This is a genomic window from Pseudooceanicola marinus (assembly GCF_020177265.1).
Taxonomy (GTDB): Bacteria; Pseudomonadota; Alphaproteobacteria; order Rhodobacterales; family Rhodobacteraceae; genus Pseudooceanicola; species Pseudooceanicola marinus_A.
The window spans coordinates 165,712-184,851 of sequence record NZ_JAIVMC010000004.1; the positions used below are offsets into that span (position 1 = coordinate 165,712).

The following is a 19,140-nucleotide window of genomic DNA, read 5'->3' on the forward strand; positions in this document are numbered from 1 at the left end:
GCCGCCCGCACCGCAATTGCATGCAGCGACCCCTTGGGGCCCTTTGGCGAAGGAATTGCCCCTGCGCGCGGCGGGGGCGGGGCGTTTCGGCGGTGCAGGTGGCCGCGGATTGCGCCACCGTTGCGGGCACATCCGCCCTTGCCCGCCGCTTCCACGACGATCCGGCCATCCCCCATGGCGCCCGGGCGCGGCCTGCGCTAGGCAGGTCGGGTCATTGAAGGAAAGACCATGAGCCACGACAGCCGCCATTCCCGTTTCCGCGACGCCCATGACGACAAGACGACCGCCCGCTATGTCGAACAGACGCCGCAGACCATGTCGCCCAGCTACCGGCTGGCCTACGCCGACGAGGAATTTCTGCTGCGCGACGAGATGCGCTCGGTCCGGTTGCAGCTGGAACTGATGAAGCCCGAGCTGGCGCTGGACGAGGCGGGGATCAACTCCACCGTGGTCCTGTTCGGCGGTGCGCGCATCCGGGCGCCGGGGGTGGTGCCAGAGGGGCATCCGATGGCGAAGCTGGCGACCTATTACACCCAGGCGGAGCGGCTGGCGGCGCTGGTGACGAAGAAGTCGCTGGACGCGGGCGGCACCGACTGGGTGGTCTGCACCGGCGGCGGCCCCGGCGTGATGGAGGCGGGCAACAAGGGCGCCCATGAGGCGGGCGGGCGCTCCGTCGGCCTGTCCATCGTGCTGCCGCATGAACAGGTGCCCAACAGCTATGTCACGCCCGAGCTGACCTTCAACTTCCACTATTTCGCCGTGCGCAAGATGCACTTCCTGATGCGCGCCCGCGCCGTCTGCGTCTTCCCCGGCGGCTTCGGCACGCTGGATGAGACCTTCGAGGCGCTGACCCTGATCCAGACCGGTCGGATGGAACGTCAGCCGGTGCTGTTCTTCGGCCGCAGCTTCTGGGAGGGGGTCATCAACTTCGAGAAGCTGGTGGAGGCGGGCACCATTTCGCCCGAGGACCTCGACCTCTTCCGCTTCGTCGAAACCGCCGAGGAGGCGCTGGAGGCGATCGAGAGCTGGGAAGGTGCCGGCACCAAGCGCAGCGAGATCCCGGGCCGCAAGGACCTGGGCGACCCGACGGAAGAAGGCGGCGCCGCGTGATCACCTGGCTGCGCGTCGTCCTGCTGTTCTGCGCGGGCATGGGGGCCGCGGCGCAGTTCGGCAAGGTCTCCGTCCTGTTTCACGCCTGGGAAGGGGTCTACCCGCAGGGCGGCGCGGCGCTCGGCTTCCTGGTGTCGCTGGTGTCGCTGATGGGGGTCCTGCTGGGCCTGCTGGCCGGTATGGTGGTGACGCGCGTCGGCTTTCGCCGCACGCTGATCTGGGCGCTGGTGGCGGGCGCGGTGATCTCCGGGTTGGAGATGCTGCTGCCGCCACTGCCGGTGATGCTGGCGCTGCGGGCGCTGGAAGGCCTGCCGCATCTGGCCATCGTCGTCGCCGCGCCGACCCTGCTGGCGGAGATCACCGACGACCGCTCGCGCCCCATGGCGATGACGCTCTGGGGGACCTACTTCGGCGTGACCTTCGCGATCTACGCGGCCTTGGGCCCCTGGATGCTGGACGCGGGCGGGGTGCAGCTGGTGCTGGCCACGCATGCCGGCTTCCTGTTGGTGATGGCCGCGCTCCTCTGGGTGTTGCTGCCCGATGATCGCTCCGTTCCCGATGGCGAAGTGGCCCACCCGGGCGAACGGCTGGGCCTGCGGATGATCCTGGATCGCCACGCCACCGCCTATTCCTCGCCCTTCATCGCGGCGTCGGGCGTGGCCTGGCTGTTCTACGCCATCAACTTCGTCGCGCTGATGACGGTACTGCCCACCTTCCTGCCCGAGGCGACGCGGGAGATGCAGATGACGGTCCTGCCACTCGTTGGCATCGCCTCGGCCCTGACGCTGGGCGCACTGGCGCTGAAGCTGTTCCGCGCGGTGCCGGTGGCCATCGCGGGCTACATCATGGCCGCGGCCTCGGTCGTGCTGCTGGTGCTGGCGCCGGGCGTGGTCTGGGTGCCGGCGGTGCTGTTCATCGCCATGGGCTTCATGCAGAGCGGCGGTTTCGCCTCCGTGCCGCAGATCAACGTCGATCCGGCGGACCGGGCGCTGGCCAACGGGGTGCTGGCGCAGATGGGCAACGTGGGCAACCTCAGCGGGACGCCGATCCTGCTGGCGATGACCGGGGCCTTCGATTTTGCCGGGCTGGTGGTGTTTTCCGTGCTGTTCTACGGGCTGGGCGCACTGGTGCATATCCTGGCCGCGCGGATGCGGGCCGGTCGGGTGCTGGGCGCGGCCTAGGCCGTCTGCCCCTGCGCCCCGGCGTCCAGCCGCCCGGCGCCGACCCGCGACAGCAGCAGCAACAGCGCCGCCACGCCGAGGCAGGCGGGCAGCCCGCCCAGCTGATAGCTGAGCCCCGACAGCAGCGTGCCCAACAGCCGCCCGGCGGCATTGGCCATGTAGTAGAACCCCACGTCCATCGTCACCCGCTCACCGCTGGTGAAGGCCAGGATCAGGTAGCTGTGCAGCGAGGAGTTCACGGCGAAGACCGCGCCGAAGATCAGCAACCCCGCCACCAGCGTCACCGTCAGCCAGGGCGCCGGATCACCGGCCGCCGCCACCAGGGCTGCCAGCAGCGCCGGGATCGCCACCAGGGCGCCGACCCAGCCTCGCGCGGCACGGATCAGCTCGCCCTCGGGGCGGCTGGCGGCGCGCAACAGCCTCGGGGCGCTGGCCTGCACGGCGCCGTAGAGGATCGTCCAGATCGCCATGAAGGTGCCAATGGTGAAGAAGGCCGCGCGGTTGCCCGCCTCGGACCCGTCCGACAGCACGGCGTAGAAATAGATCGGGATGCCGACGACGAACCACACGTCGCGGGCGCCGAACAGGAAGACGCGGGCGAAGGACAGCCAGTTGACGTTGGCATCCTTGGAGAAGACCTCGGCGAACTTGGTGCCCTTGCGGCCCTGCGGCAGGCCCGCGGGCATGAAGCAGGCGACGGCCAGCAGGATCACCGCCAGCACGCCCGCCATGGCCCAGACCGAGGCGACGAAGCCCAGGAGGCCCAGCAGGGCCGCGCCCAGAAGGAAGCCCAGCCCCTTCACCGCGTTCTTCGATCCCGTCAGCACCGCGACCCACCGGAAAAGGCCACCATTGCCCGCAGGCGCCAACAGCTTCACCGCCGATTTCGACGACATCTTGGCCAGGTCCTTGGCCACGCCGGAGGCCCCCTGCACCGCCATCACGAAGGCGACCGAGCCCCAGAGCGTCCAGCCCGGATCCAGCTGCGCCAGCGCCACCAGCGCCGCGACCTGAATGCCAAGGCCCGCGTAGAGCGTCTTCGTCAGGCCAAACCGCGCGGCGATCCAGCCCGCCGAGAGGTTGGTGATGATGCCTGCCAGTTCATAGAGCAGGAACAGGTAGGCCAGCTGCACCGGCGAGAAGCCCAGCGTGTGAAAGTGCAGCAGCACCAGCATCCGCAGGGCGCCGTCGGACAGCATGAAGGCCCAGTAGGCGGCCGTGACCGCGACATAGGCCGCAAGGCCCTCGGGACGTGTCGCGGTCACAGCCTGTCCCCAACCATGCGCGCCACGTCCACCAGACGGTTCGCATAGCCCCACTCGTTATCGTACCAGGCGTAGATCTTCACCTGGGTGCCATTCACAACCATGGTCGACGGCGCGTCGATGACGGACGATCGCGCATCGTTGAGGAAATCGGAGGAGACCAGCGGCCGGGTCTCGAAGCCCAGGATGCCCGCCAGCGGCCCTTCGGCTGCGGCCTGTAGCAGGGCGTTCACCTCTTCCACGGTGGTCTCGCGCTCCACCTCGAAGACGCAGTCGGTCAGCGAGGCGTTCAGCAGCGGGATGCGCACCGCGTGGCCGTTCAGGCGGCCGGTCAGCTCGGGGAAGATCTGGGTGATTGCTTTGGCCGACCCGGTGGTCGTCGGGATCATGGAGTTCAGCGCCGAGCGCGCCCGGCGCAGATCCTTGGCGGGGCGGTCCACCATGGTCTGGGTGTTGGTGACGTCGTGGATCGTGGTGATCGAGCCATGGCGGATGCCAAGGCCCTCGTGGATGACCTTCACCACCGGGGCCAGGCAGTTGGTGGTACAGCTGGCCGCCGTCACGATGCGGTGCGCCGCCGGGTCGTAGTCTTGATTGTTCACGCCATACACGATGTTGGCCGTGGGGCCGTCCTTGACGGGGGCCGAAACGACGACCTTTTGCACCCCGGCCTCGAAATAGGGGGCGATCTTCGCCTCGGTCTTGAAGACGCCGGTGCAGTCGATGACCACGTCCACACCCTCCAGCGGCAGCTCCGCGATGTTGCGCGCGCCGACGAAGGGCAGGCGGGTGCCGTCGACGGTCACGCTATCCGCGTCATGGGCGAAGGTCGCGGGCCAGCGGCCATGCACGCTGTCGAACTCCAGCAGATGCGCGTGCATCTCGGGATCTCCCACGGCGTCGTTGATCCAGGCGATATCCGCGCCGCTTTCCAGCAGGGGGCGCAGGGCGAGCTTTCCCATCCGGCCGAGGCCGTTCAGTGCATAGGTGGTCATGCGGCGGGTTCCTTGTCGGTGAGGGCCAGGCCATCGACGGCGCGTTGCAGCGAAATCCGGTCGAGGCTGTCCATGGGAAGGGCGGCGAAGCCGTGCAGGCGGTTCTGCAGGATCCCGAAGGCCTGCTGGAAGGCGAGCGCCCGTTCGGCGTCCGATCCCATGGCCTTGGCCGGGTCGGGCAGGCCCCAGTGGGCGCTGATCGGCTGGCCGTCCCAGGCCGGGCATTCCTCGTTCGCGGCCTGGTCACAGACGGTGAAGACGAAATCCATCACCGGCGCGTCGGGATCCTGGAATTCATCCATGTTCTTCGATCGCAGCGGTGCGGTGTCGAACCCCTTGTCTTGCAGCAGGCGCAGGGCGAAAGGGTTGGGCAGGCCCGCAGGCGCGGTGCCGGCGGAATAGACGTTGAATCGGTCCCCCGCCATGTCGCGCAGCAGCGCCTCGGCAAAGAGGGAGCGGGCGGAGTTGGCGGTGCAGATGAACAGCACGTTCAGCTTGCGATCAGCCATGTCGAAAGGTCCCTTGGCGGCGCCGGTCAGGCAGGTTTCGGGCCGGCTGCGGCAGCAATCGGCGAAGAGGTAGTCCAGCAGGTCATTGGCCGCCGACATGCCCGCACGGTAGCGCAGCGAGGTGCCCTCGCGCTTCTGCTCGATCAGCCCGTTGACGCGCAGTGAGGACAGGTAGACCGACAGGGTCGAGGGCTTCAGCCCCGTCGCTTCGGCGATTTCACCGGCGGGCACAGCCTGGGGGTAGCGCCGCATCAGCAGGCGCCAGACCCGCAGGCGTTGCGGGTGGCCAAGGATGGCAAGGGTGTCGGCGGCTTCTATTTCCATATTTCATGAAATATGGAAATAGGTGATCGCGCGCAAGGATTCTTTTGCCGCGGACGGGAGCAAAACACTGAGGTCTGTCAACTGGTGGCGTCGGAGCGCGCCTGGCCGCGCAGGTCTCTAGGTGTTCCTGCGGCTGTCCTCGGGATCGGCGTCCTCAGCCTCCCCGGGCTCATCCGGCGTGTTGTTGATTTCGGGATCGTTGTAATCGTTGGGATCGAAATCCTCGGGGTCGAACCCGTCTTCGCCCTCTTCGATGCCGGTCACATGGGTCGTTCCGGTTTCCTCGTTGTAGACCAGCCCGTAGTTGGCACGCCCCTCGGACTTGTACCGCCGGAACTCGTGAAAGGCGGCGTAGAGAAAGGCGAGGGCGAAGGGCAGAAGGAGGACGGCGGCGATGACCTGGGCTTGCATTCAAACTCCGTTGTCGGGGCCCCGGACCATTCCGGGACGCGGGCGGGATGTCCGGCGGACCGGAGACCGAGGAGTCTCACAGACGCAGCCTCCGCTGTCCAGCGGACAGGCAGAGTATCGCCGAGCGCGACAACAGGGGATGGTGGGAAAACGGCCTGATCCGGTCGCGCAGCGACGCCGGCGCGGACCGGGTCAGATCCGCAGGAAGGGCTGCGCCAGCCGGGGCAGCAGCGAGCGGAACCGCAGCCGCGCGTCGGTGGCCGCCAGGCAGATGCAGGCCGCGCCCGCATCGGCAATGGGTGTATGCTCCAGGCTTTCGTCCGCCACCTCGACATCGCCGGGACCGAAATGGCCGGTCTCGTCGTGGAAGGCGCCCTGCAGCACCATGGTCAGTTCGGTGCCGCCGTGGCCGTGGTCTGGCACAGCCTGGCCGCCGGGAATGTAGAGCAGCCGAACGGAGCTCTTGCCGTCTTCCGCCAGGATCTGCTGGCGCACGCCGCCACCCGCGGCGCGCCAGCGGGGCGGGCCGTGGTGCAGCGCCTCGGCCACGGGGCCGGGATAGATGCCCATGCGGGCCGGGGGCGTGCGGGCGGCACCATCGGGCTCAACCGGGGCGTCCAACTGCGCCAGGGTGCGTTCCAGCAGGTCGCCTTCCAGCGGGGCGGCGGGGGCGGCGGTTTCCATCAGGGTGCCGCCCAGCATCTCATGGGTTTCCAGCGCGGCGCGGCAGGCGTCGCACATCGACACATGGGCCGCGACGATCATCTCGAAGGTCGCGGGCAGCCGGCCGGCGGCATAGGCAGCCAGCATTTCGTCCGGGATATGATGCGCGATCTTGGTCATTCGCGTCGTAGGTCCTTCAACTCGTGGCGCAGGCGTTCCAGCCCCAGCCGGATGCGCGACTTGATCGTCCCGAGCGGCAGCCCGGTTTCCTCGCGGATCTCGCCGTGGGTCAGGTCGCCCAGGTAGGCGCGCGAGATCACCTCGCGCTGATCCGGGGTCAGGCGGGCCAGGGCGGCGCGCAGTTCCCCGGCTTCCTGGGCCAGGCCCAGGATCGCGCCCGGGTCGGCCTCGGGCGGGGTTTCCGTCTCGACCTCCTCGGGCAGGGGGCGCCCGGCCTTGCGCGCCAGGTCGACCTGGCGGTTCCGGGCGATGCGGTAGACCCAGCCGGACACTTGGGCCCGCGCCGGATCGAACTGATGCGCCTTGTGCCAGACCGCCAGCATGACGTCCTGCACCACATCCTCGGCGGCCGCCGCGCCCATGCCGGAACGCATCAGCATGCCCTTCACGCGGGGCGCGAAGTGGGCAAAGAGCCGGGCAAAGGCCGCCCGGTCCCGATTGTCACGCACGGCCAGCATCCAGCTCGTCTGCTCCGTTAGGTCCTGGTCTTGATCCACCTGCGGTCTTTCGTTCCGGCGGGGCGACCGCGCCATCGGGGCGGGCCGTTGCCGGTCGAGTGTCGCAGGCATCGGATCTGGGTTCAACATGGACAGGATACGCGGGCGCAGGCGGGTCGGATCACAGAAGCGGCGAAAAAATCCTGCGAAAAAACTGGCGCCGCATGTGAACCGATCCGTCGGGCCGCCCGTATCCTCCATGAAACACGCCGGAAAGACCGTCCGGCGACAGCCAGGAGCGCCCATGTCCTTCGATGCCCTTTCCAATCGCCCGCAGCGGATCGCCGTGATCGGTGGCGGCATCTCGGGCATGGCGGCGGCCTGGCGGCTGGCGCCGCAGCACCGGGTGACCCTTTTCGAGGCCGCGCCGCGCCTGGGCGGCCACGCCCGCACGGTGATTGCCGGCAAGCGCGGCGACCAGCCGGTGGATACCGGCTTCATCGTCTTTAACTATGCCAACTATCCGCATCTGACCGCGATGTTCCGCGACCTCGACGTGCCGGTGGAACGCTCCGACATGAGCTTTGGCGCCACGATCGACAATGGTCGCGTGGAATACGGGCTGCAGACGCCGGCCGCCCTGATCGGCCAGCGCCGCAATCTGACGCGACCCGGGTTTGCCGCGATGGTGCGTGACATCCTGCGGTTCAATGCCAGGGCCGAGGCGGTCGTGGCCGCCCATCCCGAGATGTCGATGGGCGATCTGATGCGCCACCTGCGTCTGGGGTCGTGGTTCCGCGATTATTACCTGAAGCCCATCTCGGGCGCGATCTGGTCCACCGCTCCCGACCGGATCGAGGATTTCCCCGCCGCCGCGCTCGTCCGCTTCTTCCGCAATCATGCCCTGTTGTCGACGACCGGCCAGCACCAGTGGTGGACCGTTTCCGGCGGGTCGGTGGAATACGTCCGCCGGCTGGAGGCTTCGATGATCGCACGCGGCGTCACGATCCGTACGGGCGCGCCGGTGCAGGCGGTCCGCCGGGATGGCCCGGTGCCGCAGGTCCTGACCCCGGGGCAGGAGCCCGAGGCCTTCGACCAGGTGATCCTGGCCTGCCATTCGGACGAGGCACTGGCCCTGCTGGCGCAGCCCAGCGAGGAAGAACAGGCGGCGCTGTCCGCCGTGCGCTACCAGGACAACCACGCGGTGCTGCATTGCGACGCGGCGCAGATGCCGCGCCGCCGCGCCTGCTGGTCCTCCTGGGTCTACAAGGCCGATACCCGCCAGCGGCAGCAGGCCATTGGCGTGACCTACTGGATGAACAAGCTGCAGAATATCGACGAGAGCGATCCGCTCTTCGTTTCCCTCAACCCGGTGGTGCCGGTGCGCGAGGAGGCGATCTATGACGAGAAGACCTTCCGCCACCCGGTCTTCGACGCCGCCGCCCTGGAGGCGCAGAACCGCATCGGGCTGATCCAGGGGCAGAACGCCACCTGGTACGCTGGCGCCTGGCTGCGCCACGGCTTCCACGAGGACGGCTTTGCCAGCGCCATGCGTGTGGTGCGGGCGCTGGATCCGCTGCCCGAACCCGCCGGTCGTCAGGCAGTGGCATGACCCGCTGGCCCGAACACATCCCCGGCACCACCGTCCATGCCCGCAAGGGCAGCGCCGAGCACAGCTTTCGCTACGGGGTGGATTACGTGCTGATCGATCCGGACAGCCAGGCCGGCCCACGCCTGTTTGCCCGCAACGCCCGCGGTTTAGCCGCGGTGCAGGACCGCGACCACGGCGGGCCGCGCGGCGATGGCGAGGGGGCGCCCTGGGTGCGCCGCATGCTGGCGGCGCAGGGGCTGGACATGACCCGGGTCGACCAGTTGCTGCTACTGACCCAGCCGTCGTTCCTCGGCATGGTCTTCAACCCCGTGTCCTTCTGGATGGCCTTTGAGACCCGCGATGGCCATCCCGCCCTGATCGCCGTGATCGCCGAGGTGAACAATACCTTCGGGGATCGCCACAGCTACCTCTGCGCCAAGCCGGGATTCGCGGAGATCGAAAAGTCCGACACTGTCCATACGACCAAAGTCTTTCACGTTTCCCCCTTTCGCGAGATCGCTGGTCACTATAGCTTCCGGTTTCACATGGGAGAGGAGAGGATTTCGATCCTTATCCTCCACGGCGAAGAGGGAGGGGAGACCCTGTTCGCCACCTTGGCCGGGCCCCGTCGTAGGTTGACGTCCTGGGGGCTGCTTCGCGCAGCTCTCAGACGACCCTTCGGCGGGGCCCGCGTTCTTTCCCTGATCTACTGGCAGGCATTGCGTCTGAAGCTGAAAGGCGCAAACTACCGTACCCGCCCAGAGCCCCCGACCGAGGAGATCACCTGACATGCCCCTGATTACGTCCCGCGTGAAACGTGACTTCCTGGCCAGCTGCGAAGAGATCGAGACAGGCCGCCTGACGGTGATCACGCCGGAGGGCGAGACCCACCATTTCGGGCGCGAGGGCATCGAGGCCGAGTTCCGGATCAACGACTGGGCCGCCGTCACGGCGGCGCTGGCACGCGGTGACGTGGGCCTGGGCGAGGCCTATGTGGCCGGGTTGTGGGACACGCCGTCGATCGAGGCGCTGACCGCGCTGGCGTTGCAAAACCTCGACCAGTTCGGCCGTTACGCCTATGCCGGGCCCTGGCAGGCGCTGAAGTTCCGCGCGGTGGACCGCATCCTGCGGGCCAATTCCAAAAGCGGCGCGTCGAAGAACATCCAGGCGCATTACGACGTGGGTAACGAGTTCTTCCAGCTCTGGCTGGACCCGTCGATGACCTATTCCTCGGCTCTCTTCGCCCCCGGTGACGACGACCTGGAGCGCGCCCAGTACCGCAAGTACGACCGCATCCTGGAAAAGGTCGGCGGCGGTGAGCGGCTGCTGGAGGTGGGTTGTGGCTGGGGCGGCTTTGCCGAACGCGCCGCCGAGCAGGGCCGGCACGTGACTGGGCTGACCATCTCTCCGGCGCAGAAGGGCTACGCCGATGCGCGGCTCGACGGGCGGGCCGACATCCAGCTGCGCGACTACCGCGACAGTGACGGAAAGTTCGACGGCATCGTGTCGATCGAGATGATCGAGGCCGTGGGCGAACGCTATTGGCCGACCTTCTTCGAGACGCTGAAGGCGCGGCTGTCGGAAGGTGGTCGGGCCGTGGTGCAGGCGATCACCGTCTCCGACCATTATTTCCCGACCTATCGGCAGGGGTCCGACTACATCCGCCAGCACGCCTTCCCGGGGGGCATGCTGCTGTCCGAAGGGCAGATCCGCGAGGCCGCCGCCCGCGCCGGGCTGCAACTGCGCAATTCCTTCGCCTTCGGGCCGGATTATGCCCGCACCTGCCGTACCTGGTTGGAACGGATGGATGCCGAGGCCGGACGGATCGCCCGCCTGGGCTACGGCGAGGCCTTCCTGCGCAGCTGGCGCTACTACCTTGGCATCTGTGCGGGGTCGTTCGAGGTAGGGCAGACCCAGGTGCTGCAGGTGGAACTGGCCCATGCCGGTGCAGGGATGGAGCGAGCTCCGAAGACCCTCGGTCGGTCCGCAGCATAACCCAAACCTTTGCGCTGCTTGGCGCAGAAAGTGTCGCCCCCTGGTCTCAAGGACCTCGATTCGTACGAGGCCCTGTCCTAAGTGTTTGCGGAAATCCGCCGAATACCCCCTAATCAGGGGGGGCCGGGTGCAGATATGAAGCGTCTTGAAACTCCACGCAGCTCTACTGCGTTGATTAGGGCACGACGCCGCGTGTTGGCGGCTGCGTCAGGCCAAGGTACTAGGACTGCAGAAGGATCGCCGCCGATGCGCGCACGCCCCATCAATGACAAGACTTACTGGATCGTCGGTGCCAGCGAGGGATTGGGGCGGGAGGTCGCCCGCGAGATGCACCGTCTCGGGGCAAAGCTGATCTTGTCGGCGCGCAGCGAAGAGCGGCTTCAGGAACTGGCGGAGGAATTGCCAGGCAGCGAGGTGCTTCCACTGGACGTGACGGACCGCGACGCGATCTGCTCCGCGGCGGAGCGGGCGCGCCATGCGGACGGGCTGATCTATTCGGTCGGAATGTACGACCCGATGACAGCGCAGGAATGGGATGCAGCTGTTGCCGAAACCATCGCCGAAGCGAATTTCATGGGCGCGCTGCGGCTTCTGGGTCAGGTCGTGCCGGGCTGGGTGCAGCGGAACTCGGGCCATGTTGTCCTGATCGGCTCGCTTGCCGGTTTCAGCGGCCTGCCCGGTGCCATCGGCTATGGCGCAAGCAAGGCGGCACTGCGGCACCTGGGGGAAGATATGTACCTGGATCTGCAGGGCACCGGTGTCGATGTGCAGGTGGCCAACCCCGGCTTCATCCGCACCCGGCTGACCGAGAAGAATGATTTCACCATGCCGCAGATCATGGATCCGAAAGAGGCGGCGCGCCACGTCATGGTCCTGATCCGCAATCCCGGCACGCGGGAGGTCAGCTTCCCGCGGCCCTTCGCCTGGGTGTTCACCAAGCTGGGCCGGTGCCTGCCCTTCGGCCTCTACGCGCGCATCGTCGCGCCGGGGCGCGGGGCCGATGCACCGGCGGCGGCCGAGTAGGCCGCAATCTCATTTATTGGCGGGCGCCAGGCGCGCCCGCGCGATGGCGGCGTAAAGCTGCGCGCCATGCAGCAGCGCCGCATCGTCGAAATCATAGTTTGCCGCGTGCAGCGGGGCCGATGCGGTGCCGTTGCCCAGAAAGGCGAAGCAGCCCGGCACATGCGCCAGGAAGCGGGCGAAATCCTCTGATGCGCTGATCGGGGCACTGTCCGCCGCCACATGGGTCGAGACCGCGCCGGCCGCTTCGGCAAAGGCGCGGGTGGCGTCCGCATCATTGATCGTGGCGACGAATTCCCGCGCATAGCCCACCTCGACCGACAGGCCGAATTGCCGGGCGGTGCCCTCCGCGATGCGGCGCATCTCCGTCTCGATCCGGGCGGAGACCTCGGGGCGGAAACTGCGGGCGTCGCCCAGGATCCGGGCCTGTCCCGGCAGGGCGTTGCGGGTGCCATCGGTCACGATCTCGGTCACCGAAACCACCGCAGTCTCCGCCGGATCGAGGCGGCGCGCGACGATGCTCTGCAACGCCAGCACCAGCTGGCAGGCCGGCACCATCACCTCGGCCCCCAGGTGCGGGGCGGAGGCATGGCCGCCCTGACCCTGCAGAATGATCTCGAAGACATCTTCGGCGGCCATGATCGGCCCCACCCGGGTGGCGAAATGGCCGACGGGCAGGCCCGGCATGTTGTGCAGCCCATAGACCTCATCGAAGGGAAAGCGGGTCAGCAGCCCGTCATCCAGCATCGCCTGCGCCCCGCGCCCCCATTCCTCCGCCGGCTGGAAGAGGAACTGCACCGTGCCCTCCAGATCCTCCTGCGCCGCCAGCAGCTGCGCGGCGCCCAGAAGCATCGCCGTGTGCCCGTCATGGCCGCAGGCGTGCATCAGCCCCTCCCGGGTGGATGCATGCGGCGCGCCCGTCGCCTCGGTGATGCGCAGGGCGTCCATGTCGGCGCGCAGGGCAATGGCGCGGTTCGACGTGCCCCGGCGCAGGGTGCCCACGACGCCGGTGCCGCCGACACCCTCGGTCACCTCCAGCCCCAGGGCGCGCAGTTCATCGGCGACCAGCCGGGCGGTGCGGTGTTCCTCGAAGCCGAACTCGGGATGGGCGTGCAGGTCGTGACGCCAGGCGCGCATGCGGCGGTCGAGGGCGGCAAGATCGGTCATGTCGGGCTCCGGTCGTCTGAGGCTTGTGGGCAGGATAGCGGGGAAATCTGCGGTTTGGGCTTATCATATGTGGCGGATCGTGAGAAATTCGGTCACCCATCCGTCGAAACGTGAAGGAAACCGGTCGCTATGGATATCGCCCCCTCCGATCGCACCATCCTGTCGATGCTGCAGGCCAACGCCCGTGAGCGACTGGAAACCATCGCCGCCGAGGCCGGGGTCTCCGTCGCCACGGTCCAGCGGCGCATCCGGGCGATGAAGGCCGAGGGGGTGATCGCCGCCGACGTGGCACAGCTGTCGCCCGCCGCTCTGGGCTTCCCCATGTCCTTCGTCATCCTGGTGGAGCTGGAGCGCGAACGCATCGACCAGCTGGATGCCTTCCGCCGCAAGGTCCGGGACGAGCCGCAGGTGCAGCAGTGCTACTACATCACCGGCGACGCGGATTTCGCCCTGATCGCCCTGGCGCGCGACATGGACGACTACCAGGCGCTGACCCATCGGCTGTTCTTCGACGACAGCAACGTGAAACGATTCCGTACCTCGGTGGTGATGGACCGCTCCAAGGTCAGCCTGGACGTGCCGCTGGAGGACTAGGCCTCAGTCCTCTGGCCCTTCCGACAGGATGACCAGCGCGCGCGACTGTGCGGGCAGGTCGGCGGCCAGCAGCGCCGCCAGCCCCGCGGCTCCGCTTGGGGTGGTGGCCAGCCCCGCCCCCTCGGCCAGCAGGGTCACGGCCTGCGCCGCCTGATCCTCGGTCACGGTGGCGAAGCGGTCGGCGTCATGGCGCAGCGTCTGATAGGCCAGCAGCGAGGCGTCCTTGCAATCCAGCCGCCCCATGGCGGAGACCGGCCCCTCGGCCCGGGTCAGCGCCCCCGCCGCGACGCTGCGCAACAGGCAGGGGGCGGCCTCGGGTTCGACCACGATGATCTCGGGCTGTTGGCCCCAGCTTTCGCGGATATGGGCGGCGGTGGCGGCGGCCAGCCCGCCGACGCCGGCCTGCAGGAAAACGTGGGTGGGCCACTGGCCCCGGGCGGCGAAGGCGGCGCGGCATTCCTCGGCCAGCACGGTGTAGCCTTCCATGATCAGTGCCGGCGCGGCGGTGTAGCCGGGCCAGGAGCCATCGGCCAGGTGGATCCAGCCCTGCGCCTCGGCCAGGCGCATCGCCTCGGCCACGCTGTCCTCGTAGCTGCCGTCGACGCGGATCACCTCGGCGCCCATGGCCTCGATCCGGCGGGCGAAGGCCTGCGGCACGCTGGCCGACAGGACTATCCTGGCCCGGGCGCCGAAGACGCGGGCGCCGGCGGCCACCGACAGCCCGTGGTTGCCCGCGCTGGCGGTGATGAAGGTCATGTCGCGTGCCACGGCCTGGGCCTGCGGATCAATCGGGTCATCTGTGCCCGCGCGGTCCAGGATCATCTGTGCCACGGCGAAGGCACCGCCCAGGGCCTTGAAACTGCCCAGGCCCATGCGCGGGCTTTCGTCCTTGATCCAGAGCTGGTCGAGGCCAAGCCGCGCCGCCAGCCCGGATGCCTCGCGCAGTGGTGTGGGGACATGGGCCGGACAGCGGGCCAGCAGGGCCAGCGGGCGCGCGGGGCTGGTGCGGAAACCCGGCGTACGGGGCGAGGTCGGGGAGGGCGTTTCGATCATCATGGGGGCATTTTGCAGGATTTCGGGACGTGCGTGCGACAGCCGGACCCGGTTTCGGCGCATAATCCTGTCACTGGCGCCCCATCGAATGCTCTGATCGCCTCAGGGCTTTCTGCGATGATCCGCCGGAGCCCCTTGCCAACCGGAGACCCGCCTTGCCTGCCGCCGCATCCCTGCCTGTCGCCGAGTACCGAAGTCGCACCGCCCGCGCACAGCAGGCCATGGCGGCGCAGGGCATCGCGGCACTGCTGCTGACTTCGGAGCCCGACGTGCGCTATTTCACCGGCTTCCTGACCCGATTCTGGGAAAGCCCGACGCGGCCCTGGTTCCTGGTGCTGCCCGCGACGGGCGTGCCGGTGGCGGTGATCCCCGCCATTGGCGCCGAACTGATGGGGCAAAGCTGGATCACCGACATCCGCAGCTGGGACGCGCCCGACTATGCCGATGACGGGGTGGGCCTGCTGGCTGAGACGCTGGTGAAGCTGGTGCCGCCCGGCGGCCGCATCGGTGTGCCCATGGGCCGCGAAAGCGTGCTGCGCATGCCGCTGGCCGATTGGGAACGGCTGACCCTGATCCTGGCGGACCGGCCGCGCGTCGATGCCTCGCCGCTGTTGCGCGACTTGCAGATGGTGAAGAGCGAGGCCGAGATCGCCCTGATCCGGCGGATCTGCGACATCGGCGGTCGCGCTTTCAGCCGGGTGCCGGAGGTGGCGCGCCCGGGAGTGACGCTGGCGCAGCTGTTCCGCTGCTTCCAGGGGCTGCTGCTGGAGGAAGGCGCCGACTGGGTGTCCTACTTGGCGGGCGGCGCGGCGCAGGGCGGTTATGGCGACGTGATCTCCCCCGCCCATGACCGGCCGCTGACGCCCGGCGATCTGGTGATGCTGGACACCGGCGCGGTGCGCCACGGCTATTTCTGCGACTTCGATCGCAACTGGTCGGTCGGCCCGGCCAGCGAGGAGCTGCGCGCCGCGCACCGCATCCTGTGGGAGGCGACCGAACGGGCGGCGGAGGCGGCGCGGCCCGGCGCGCGGGCCTGTGACCTGCATGCGGCCATGTTGCCCCTGCTGGCACGCCACAACGCCGGTCCGGTGACCGGGCGGCTGGGCCACGGCCTCGGCATGCGCCTGACGGAGCCGCCCTCGCTGATCCCGGCGGATGAGACGGAGCTGCGCGCGGGCATTGTCCTGACCCTGGAACCCTCCCTGGTGCTGGGGCCGGGGCGGATGATGGTGCAGGAGGAAAACATCGTGATCCGCGAGGATCGCGTGGAATGGCTGACCCCGCGCGCGCCGCAGGATCTGCCCGAGCTGGAGTGGGGCGCGTGACCAAGCTGCATTTCACCCTCGGCCCGCCTCTGGGCCACCGGGCCACCTTCGGCCTGATCGTGCTGCGCACCGATGAGACGGTGGAGGGCGAGGCGCGGCAGATGCTGGCGGGCGACGGGCTGGCCCATTACGTCAGCCGGGTGCCGTGCCAGCCCCATGTGACGATGGCGGGTCTGGCCCTGATGGAGGCGGAGATCCCGCGCTCGGCCTCACTGCTGCCGGATGAGCGCGGCTATGACGTGGTGGGCTATGCCTGCACCTCTGGGGCGACCTCCATCGGGTCGGACCGGGTGGAGGCGGCGGTCAGGGCCGGCACGCAGGTGCGGCATGTGACCAACCCGCTGGTGGCGGCGATTGCCGCGATGCAGGCTCTTGGCGCCCGGCGTATCGGCTTTGTCACGCCCTACCTGCCGGAGGTGTCGCAGGCGATGCGGACCAAGCTGGAGGCGGCCGGGATGGAGATCGCGGGCTTCGGCTCGATGGAGGAACGCGATGACCTGCGCGTGGCGCGCATCGACGGCGCCTCGATCGCCGCGGGGATCCGCAACGTGGTGGCCCAGGCGCCCTGCGATGCGGTCTTCCTGTCCTGCACCAACCTGCGGGCGCTGCACCTTGTCGCCCCGCTGGAGGCGGAGCTGGGCGTGCCGGTGCTGACCAGCAACCAGGTGCTGTTGTGGCACATGCTGCGGCTGGCGGGCCAAGACACGGGCCATCTGCCCTTCGGGCGGTTGATGACCCGGTCGTTCTAGCCCTCCGCTGCCGTCGCTGCACCGGCGAGGAAATCCGCCGCCGCCCGCGCCAGGTGGGCCGAGGCCGCCACCCCGTCGATCAGGGTCACGCCGCTGCGCCGTTGCAGGTCGGCGCGCAGGGGCGCCATGCCGGCGCAGCCCAGCACCACCGCCTGGGCGCCGGTGTCGGCATGGGCGCGGCGGATGCTGTCGGACAGCTGCCCGCGGGTCTCTTCGCTGGCCTCGTCTATGGTCAGCACGGGCAGGCCGCTGGCCTCCACCCCGGCGCAGCCGCCGGAGAAGCCGCGCGCCTCGATATTGGCGCGGATCACGGGGATCGACACGGCGAGCGAGGTGACGACGCAGAACCGCGCGCCCAGCAGGCTGGCCATCTGATAGGCGGCCTGGCCGATGCCCAGCACGGGGCAGGGGGCAACCTGGCGCGCCTCGTCCAGGCCGGTGTCGTCGAAACAGGCGATGACGATGGCATCCGCGTCGGCGGCCGCGCGCACATGGCCCAGCACGCCGGGCACGGCGCGGTCCCCGTCCTCGGGGCCTTCGATGGCGGGCGGGCCGTCGGTGTTGGTGACGCCGATGATCTCGGCATCCGGCAGGGCCGCGCGGGCCTCGTCCACGATCGCCCGGGTCATCGAAGCGGTGGCATTTGGGTTGATGTAGACTAGTTTCATCGCCGCCCCTCAGACACCCTGGCCCGCATCGGACCCGGCCCGCGCCCGGCGCTTGCCCATGATCCAGGCGGCCAGCAGGAACGCCCCGATGATCAGCAGCGAAAACAGCGTGGTCAGCGTGCCGAGGGCATAGATCACCGGCGTTGTCACGTTGGTGGTCATGCCGAAGATCTCCAGCGGCAGGGTGTTGTAGCTGCCCGAGGTCAGCAGGGTGCGGGCGAACTCGTCATAGCTGAGGGTGAAGCCGAAGAGCGCGACCCCGATCAGCGAGGGCGCGATGATCGGTAGGACCACGTGGCGGATCGTCTGCCAGGCGGTGGCGCCCTGGTCGCGGGCCGCTTCCTCGTAGCTGCGGTCGAAGCGGTTGAAGACGGCGAACATGATCAGCAGGCCGAAGGGCAGCGTCCAGGTCAGTTGCGACCCGAAGCCGGAGGTGGCCCAGTGCACCTTGAACCCCAGCTGGTTGAAGATCAGCCCGACGCCCAGCGAGATCAGGATCGAGGGGATCACCAGCGATGTGATGGCAAGGTAGAACAGCACGCCCGAGCCCTTGAACCGCTTGCGGAACGCGAGGCCGGCCATGACCGAGATGACGACCGTGCTGACCATGACCATCAGGCCCAGGGCCAGGCTGCGGCGGAAGGCGCCCCAGATGTCGCCCACGGCCTGTTCCTGGAACAGGTCGCGGAACCAGTGCAGCGAGACCCCGTTCATCGGGAAGGTCAGCCCGCCCTGCGGCCCCTGGAACGACAGGATGCCGATGGTGATCGTCGGCCCGTAGAGGAAGAGAACGAAGAGGGCGAAGAAGGCCGCCAGGACGTAGAAGCTGGTGGTGCGCTTTTCCATGTCAAAGCTCCTTGCGGATGTTCACGAAGCGCAGCAGCACCGCGATGATGATCAGGACGGTGGCCAGCAGCACCACGGCGGTGGCTGCGGCCGAGGGGTATTGCAGCAGCGCGATGTCGTTGGAGATCAGCCGGCCCACGTTGGCCTTCTGGCTGCCCGACATGAAACGAACGGTGATGAAGTCGCCCATGACCAGGGTGACGACGAAGATCGTGCCGATCATGATGCCCGGCTTGGTCAGCGGCAGGATCACGTGGCGCAGGGTCTGCAAACCGCTGGCGCCATTGTCGCGCGCCGCCTCCAGCAGGGATTTGTCGATCCGCATCATGGTGTTGAAGATCGGCACCACCATGAAGAGCGTGTAGAGGTGCACGAAGGCCAGGATCACCGAGAAGTCGGAGTAAAGCAGCCATTCCAGCGGCGCGTCGATCAGCCCCCAGTCCTGCAGGGTCTGGTTGGCGATGCCGTTGCGCCCCAGGAAGGGGATCCAGGAAATCATGCGGATGATGTTCGAGGTCCAGAACGGGATGGTGCAGAGCAGGAACAGCGCGATCTGCATGGTCTGGCTGCGCACGTGGAAAGCCAGGAAATAGGCCACGGTGAACCCGATGGACAGGGTCAGCGCCCAGGTGATCAGCGCGTATTTGAAGGTCGCCAGGAAGACCCGGTAGGTCACCGGCGATCCGAAGAGGAACTCGTAGTTGTCGAACTGAAAGGCGGGGTAGATCGAGAACTCGGTCGCGCCCCAGAAGCTGACGATGACGATCATGATGATCGGCGCCACCAGGAAGCCTGCCAGGATCACGGTCAGGGGCGCGGCCTGCAGCCAGCCCAGAAGATTGGCGCCCAGCCCGTGGCCGGCCCGTTTCGGGGCGGCGGTGGTTTCGGGCGGTGGGGTGTCTCCGGTCAGGTCGGTCATGATCCGGTCGGTCCGTTCATTGGGGCAGGGTCAGGCGGGGCGGATGGGCCGGGTCCCGAGGGACCCGGCCACGGCGTT

Annotated in this window: 20 protein-coding genes; 9 read left to right on the forward strand and 11 right to left on the reverse strand. The window is 68.4% G+C overall.

Annotation, left to right across the window (positions count from 1 at the left end; genetic code table 11):
- Positions 1-228 precede the first annotated feature (228 nt).
- Together LC066_RS07840 and LC066_RS07845 are read left to right on the forward strand one after the other, a co-directional pair.
- Complete coding sequence (locus tag LC066_RS07840) at positions 229-1,110, forward strand: TIGR00730 family Rossman fold protein (protein WP_224897760.1); 882 nt, start codon at positions 229-231, stop codon at positions 1,108-1,110.
- Positions 1,107-2,291 carry an MFS transporter gene (locus LC066_RS07845; RefSeq protein ID WP_224897762.1) on the forward strand — a complete coding sequence of 395 codons (1,185 nt, stop codon included), beginning with the start codon at positions 1,107-1,109 and terminating at the stop codon, positions 2,289-2,291. The genes LC066_RS07840 and LC066_RS07845 overlap by 4 nt, the downstream gene beginning before the upstream one ends.
- Here the strand turns inward: LC066_RS07845 and arsJ are convergent.
- The 6 genes from arsJ to LC066_RS07875 all read right to left on the reverse strand — a co-directional run bounded on the left by arsJ (position 2,288) and on the right by LC066_RS07875 (position 7,195).
- On the reverse strand, positions 2,288-3,556 hold the full coding sequence (arsJ, locus tag LC066_RS07850) for an organoarsenical effux MFS transporter ArsJ (protein WP_224897764.1): 1,269 nt from the start codon (positions 3,554-3,556) through the stop codon (positions 2,288-2,290). The two genes, LC066_RS07845 and arsJ, sit on opposite strands and share 4 nt — an antisense overlap.
- Positions 3,553-4,551, reverse strand: a complete 999-nt coding sequence (locus LC066_RS07855) for an ArsJ-associated glyceraldehyde-3-phosphate dehydrogenase (protein WP_224897766.1) — start codon at positions 4,549-4,551, stop codon at positions 3,553-3,555. The genes arsJ and LC066_RS07855 overlap by 4 nt, the downstream gene beginning before the upstream one ends.
- On the reverse strand, positions 4,548-5,384 hold the full coding sequence (locus tag LC066_RS07860; protein ID WP_224897768.1) for a helix-turn-helix domain-containing protein: 837 nt from the start codon (positions 5,382-5,384) through the stop codon (positions 4,548-4,550). Before LC066_RS07860 ends, LC066_RS07855 begins: the two co-directional genes overlap by 4 nt.
- Positions 5,385-5,501: 117 nt before the next feature.
- A complete protein-coding gene (locus LC066_RS07865) occupies positions 5,502-5,795 on the reverse strand; it encodes a hypothetical protein (RefSeq protein WP_224897770.1) in 294 nt (97 codons plus the stop codon).
- Between the two features lie 192 nt (positions 5,796-5,987).
- Positions 5,988-6,638, reverse strand: a complete 651-nt coding sequence (locus tag LC066_RS07870) for a ChrR family anti-sigma-E factor (RefSeq protein WP_224897772.1) — start codon at positions 6,636-6,638, stop codon at positions 5,988-5,990.
- Positions 6,635-7,195 (reverse strand): sigma-70 family RNA polymerase sigma factor, encoded by a 561-nt coding sequence (locus tag LC066_RS07875; RefSeq protein ID WP_306372317.1) that lies wholly within the window; start codon positions 7,193-7,195, stop codon positions 6,635-6,637. The genes LC066_RS07870 and LC066_RS07875 overlap by 4 nt, the downstream gene beginning before the upstream one ends.
- A 244-nt stretch (positions 7,196-7,439) precedes the next feature.
- Between LC066_RS07875 and LC066_RS07880 the strand changes: the two genes are divergently transcribed.
- The 4 genes from LC066_RS07880 (at position 7,440) to LC066_RS07895 (ending at position 11,744) form a co-directional block, all read left to right on the forward strand.
- Entirely contained in the window at positions 7,440-8,747 is a 1,308-nt protein-coding gene (locus tag LC066_RS07880; RefSeq protein ID WP_224897774.1) for an NAD(P)/FAD-dependent oxidoreductase, read from the forward strand.
- Complete coding sequence (locus tag LC066_RS07885) at positions 8,744-9,514, forward strand: DUF1365 domain-containing protein (protein WP_224897776.1); 771 nt, start codon at positions 8,744-8,746, stop codon at positions 9,512-9,514. Before LC066_RS07880 ends, LC066_RS07885 begins: the two co-directional genes overlap by 4 nt.
- A 1-nt stretch (position 9,515) precedes the next feature.
- Positions 9,516-10,721: an SAM-dependent methyltransferase gene (locus tag LC066_RS07890; RefSeq protein WP_222477363.1), complete on the forward strand. Its 1,206-nt coding sequence runs from the start codon at positions 9,516-9,518 to the stop codon at positions 10,719-10,721.
- A 246-nt stretch (positions 10,722-10,967) separates the two neighbouring features.
- On the forward strand, positions 10,968-11,744 hold the full coding sequence (locus LC066_RS07895; protein ID WP_224897778.1) for an SDR family NAD(P)-dependent oxidoreductase: 777 nt from the start codon (positions 10,968-10,970) through the stop codon (positions 11,742-11,744).
- Positions 11,745-11,753: 9 nt separating this feature from the next.
- Here the strand turns inward: LC066_RS07895 and LC066_RS07900 are convergent, their stop codons facing one another.
- Positions 11,754-12,908, reverse strand: a complete 1,155-nt coding sequence (locus tag LC066_RS07900) for an amidohydrolase (protein ID WP_224897780.1) — start codon at positions 12,906-12,908, stop codon at positions 11,754-11,756.
- A gap of 129 nt (positions 12,909-13,037) precedes the next feature.
- Between LC066_RS07900 and LC066_RS07905 the strand changes: the two genes are divergently transcribed.
- Entirely contained in the window at positions 13,038-13,502 is a 465-nt protein-coding gene (locus LC066_RS07905; protein WP_224897782.1) for an Lrp/AsnC family transcriptional regulator, read from the forward strand.
- Between the two features lie 3 nt (positions 13,503-13,505).
- Here LC066_RS07905 and LC066_RS07910 read toward each other — a convergent pair whose 3' ends face one another.
- Entirely contained in the window at positions 13,506-14,558 is a 1,053-nt protein-coding gene (locus LC066_RS07910; protein WP_224897785.1) for a diaminopropionate ammonia-lyase, read from the reverse strand.
- Positions 14,559-14,710: 152 nt separating this feature from the next.
- On the opposite strand from LC066_RS07910, the gene LC066_RS07915 reads away from it, so the two are divergent.
- Positions 14,711-15,880, forward strand: a complete 1,170-nt coding sequence (locus LC066_RS07915) for a M24 family metallopeptidase (RefSeq protein WP_224897786.1) — start codon at positions 14,711-14,713, stop codon at positions 15,878-15,880.
- Positions 15,877-16,629: an aspartate/glutamate racemase family protein gene (locus tag LC066_RS07920; protein WP_224897788.1), complete on the forward strand. Its 753-nt coding sequence runs from the start codon at positions 15,877-15,879 to the stop codon at positions 16,627-16,629. Before LC066_RS07915 ends, LC066_RS07920 begins: the two co-directional genes overlap by 4 nt.
- Here the strand turns inward: LC066_RS07920 and LC066_RS07925 are convergent.
- From LC066_RS07925 to LC066_RS07935, 3 genes are read right to left on the reverse strand one after another with little or no spacing between them, the layout of a single operon-like run.
- Positions 16,626-17,297 carry an aspartate/glutamate racemase family protein gene (locus LC066_RS07925; RefSeq protein WP_224897790.1) on the reverse strand — a complete coding sequence of 224 codons (672 nt, stop codon included), beginning with the start codon at positions 17,295-17,297 and terminating at the stop codon, positions 16,626-16,628. The two genes, LC066_RS07920 and LC066_RS07925, sit on opposite strands and share 4 nt — an antisense overlap.
- A 9-nt stretch (positions 17,298-17,306) precedes the next feature.
- Complete coding sequence (locus tag LC066_RS07930; RefSeq protein WP_224897792.1) at positions 17,307-18,143, reverse strand: ABC transporter permease; 837 nt, start codon at positions 18,141-18,143, stop codon at positions 17,307-17,309.
- Between the two features lies 1 nt (position 18,144).
- On the reverse strand, positions 18,145-19,062 hold the full coding sequence (locus LC066_RS07935) for an ABC transporter permease (protein ID WP_222477373.1): 918 nt from the start codon (positions 19,060-19,062) through the stop codon (positions 18,145-18,147).
- Positions 19,063-19,140 lie beyond the last annotated feature (78 nt).

What these genes read in the sequence shown, in the direction of transcription:
- LC066_RS07855 (WP_224897766.1), bottom strand. Translation starts at nt 4,551, where the DNA reads ATGACCACCTATGCACTGAACGGCCTCGGCCGGATGGGAAAGCTCGCC.
- LC066_RS07935 (WP_222477373.1), bottom strand. Translation starts at nt 19,062, where the DNA reads ATGACCGACCTGACCGGAGACACCCCACCGCCCGAAACCACCGCCGCC.
- LC066_RS07905 (WP_224897782.1), top strand. Translation starts at nt 13,038, where the DNA reads ATGGATATCGCCCCCTCCGATCGCACCATCCTGTCGATGCTGCAGGCC.
- LC066_RS07930 (WP_224897792.1), bottom strand. Translation starts at nt 18,143, where the DNA reads ATGGAAAAGCGCACCACCAGCTTCTACGTCCTGGCGGCCTTCTTCGCC.
- LC066_RS07890 (WP_222477363.1), top strand. Translation starts at nt 9,516, where the DNA reads ATGCCCCTGATTACGTCCCGCGTGAAACGTGACTTCCTGGCCAGCTGC.
- LC066_RS07900 (WP_224897780.1), bottom strand. Translation starts at nt 12,908, where the DNA reads ATGACCGATCTTGCCGCCCTCGACCGCCGCATGCGCGCCTGGCGTCAC.
- LC066_RS07870 (WP_224897772.1), bottom strand. Translation starts at nt 6,638, where the DNA reads ATGACCAAGATCGCGCATCATATCCCGGACGAAATGCTGGCTGCCTAT.
- LC066_RS07880 (WP_224897774.1), top strand. Translation starts at nt 7,440, where the DNA reads ATGTCCTTCGATGCCCTTTCCAATCGCCCGCAGCGGATCGCCGTGATC.
- LC066_RS07885 (WP_224897776.1), top strand. Translation starts at nt 8,744, where the DNA reads ATGACCCGCTGGCCCGAACACATCCCCGGCACCACCGTCCATGCCCGC.
- LC066_RS07840 (WP_224897760.1), top strand. Translation starts at nt 229, where the DNA reads ATGAGCCACGACAGCCGCCATTCCCGTTTCCGCGACGCCCATGACGAC.
- LC066_RS07895 (WP_224897778.1), top strand. Translation starts at nt 10,968, where the DNA reads ATGCGCGCACGCCCCATCAATGACAAGACTTACTGGATCGTCGGTGCC.
- LC066_RS07865 (WP_224897770.1), bottom strand. Translation starts at nt 5,795, where the DNA reads ATGCAAGCCCAGGTCATCGCCGCCGTCCTCCTTCTGCCCTTCGCCCTC.
- LC066_RS07925 (WP_224897790.1), bottom strand. Translation starts at nt 17,297, where the DNA reads ATGAAACTAGTCTACATCAACCCAAATGCCACCGCTTCGATGACCCGG.
- LC066_RS07860 (WP_224897768.1), bottom strand. Translation starts at nt 5,384, where the DNA reads ATGGAAATAGAAGCCGCCGACACCCTTGCCATCCTTGGCCACCCGCAA.
- LC066_RS07910 (WP_224897785.1), bottom strand. Translation starts at nt 14,558, where the DNA reads ATGATGATCGAAACGCCCTCCCCGACCTCGCCCCGTACGCCGGGTTTC.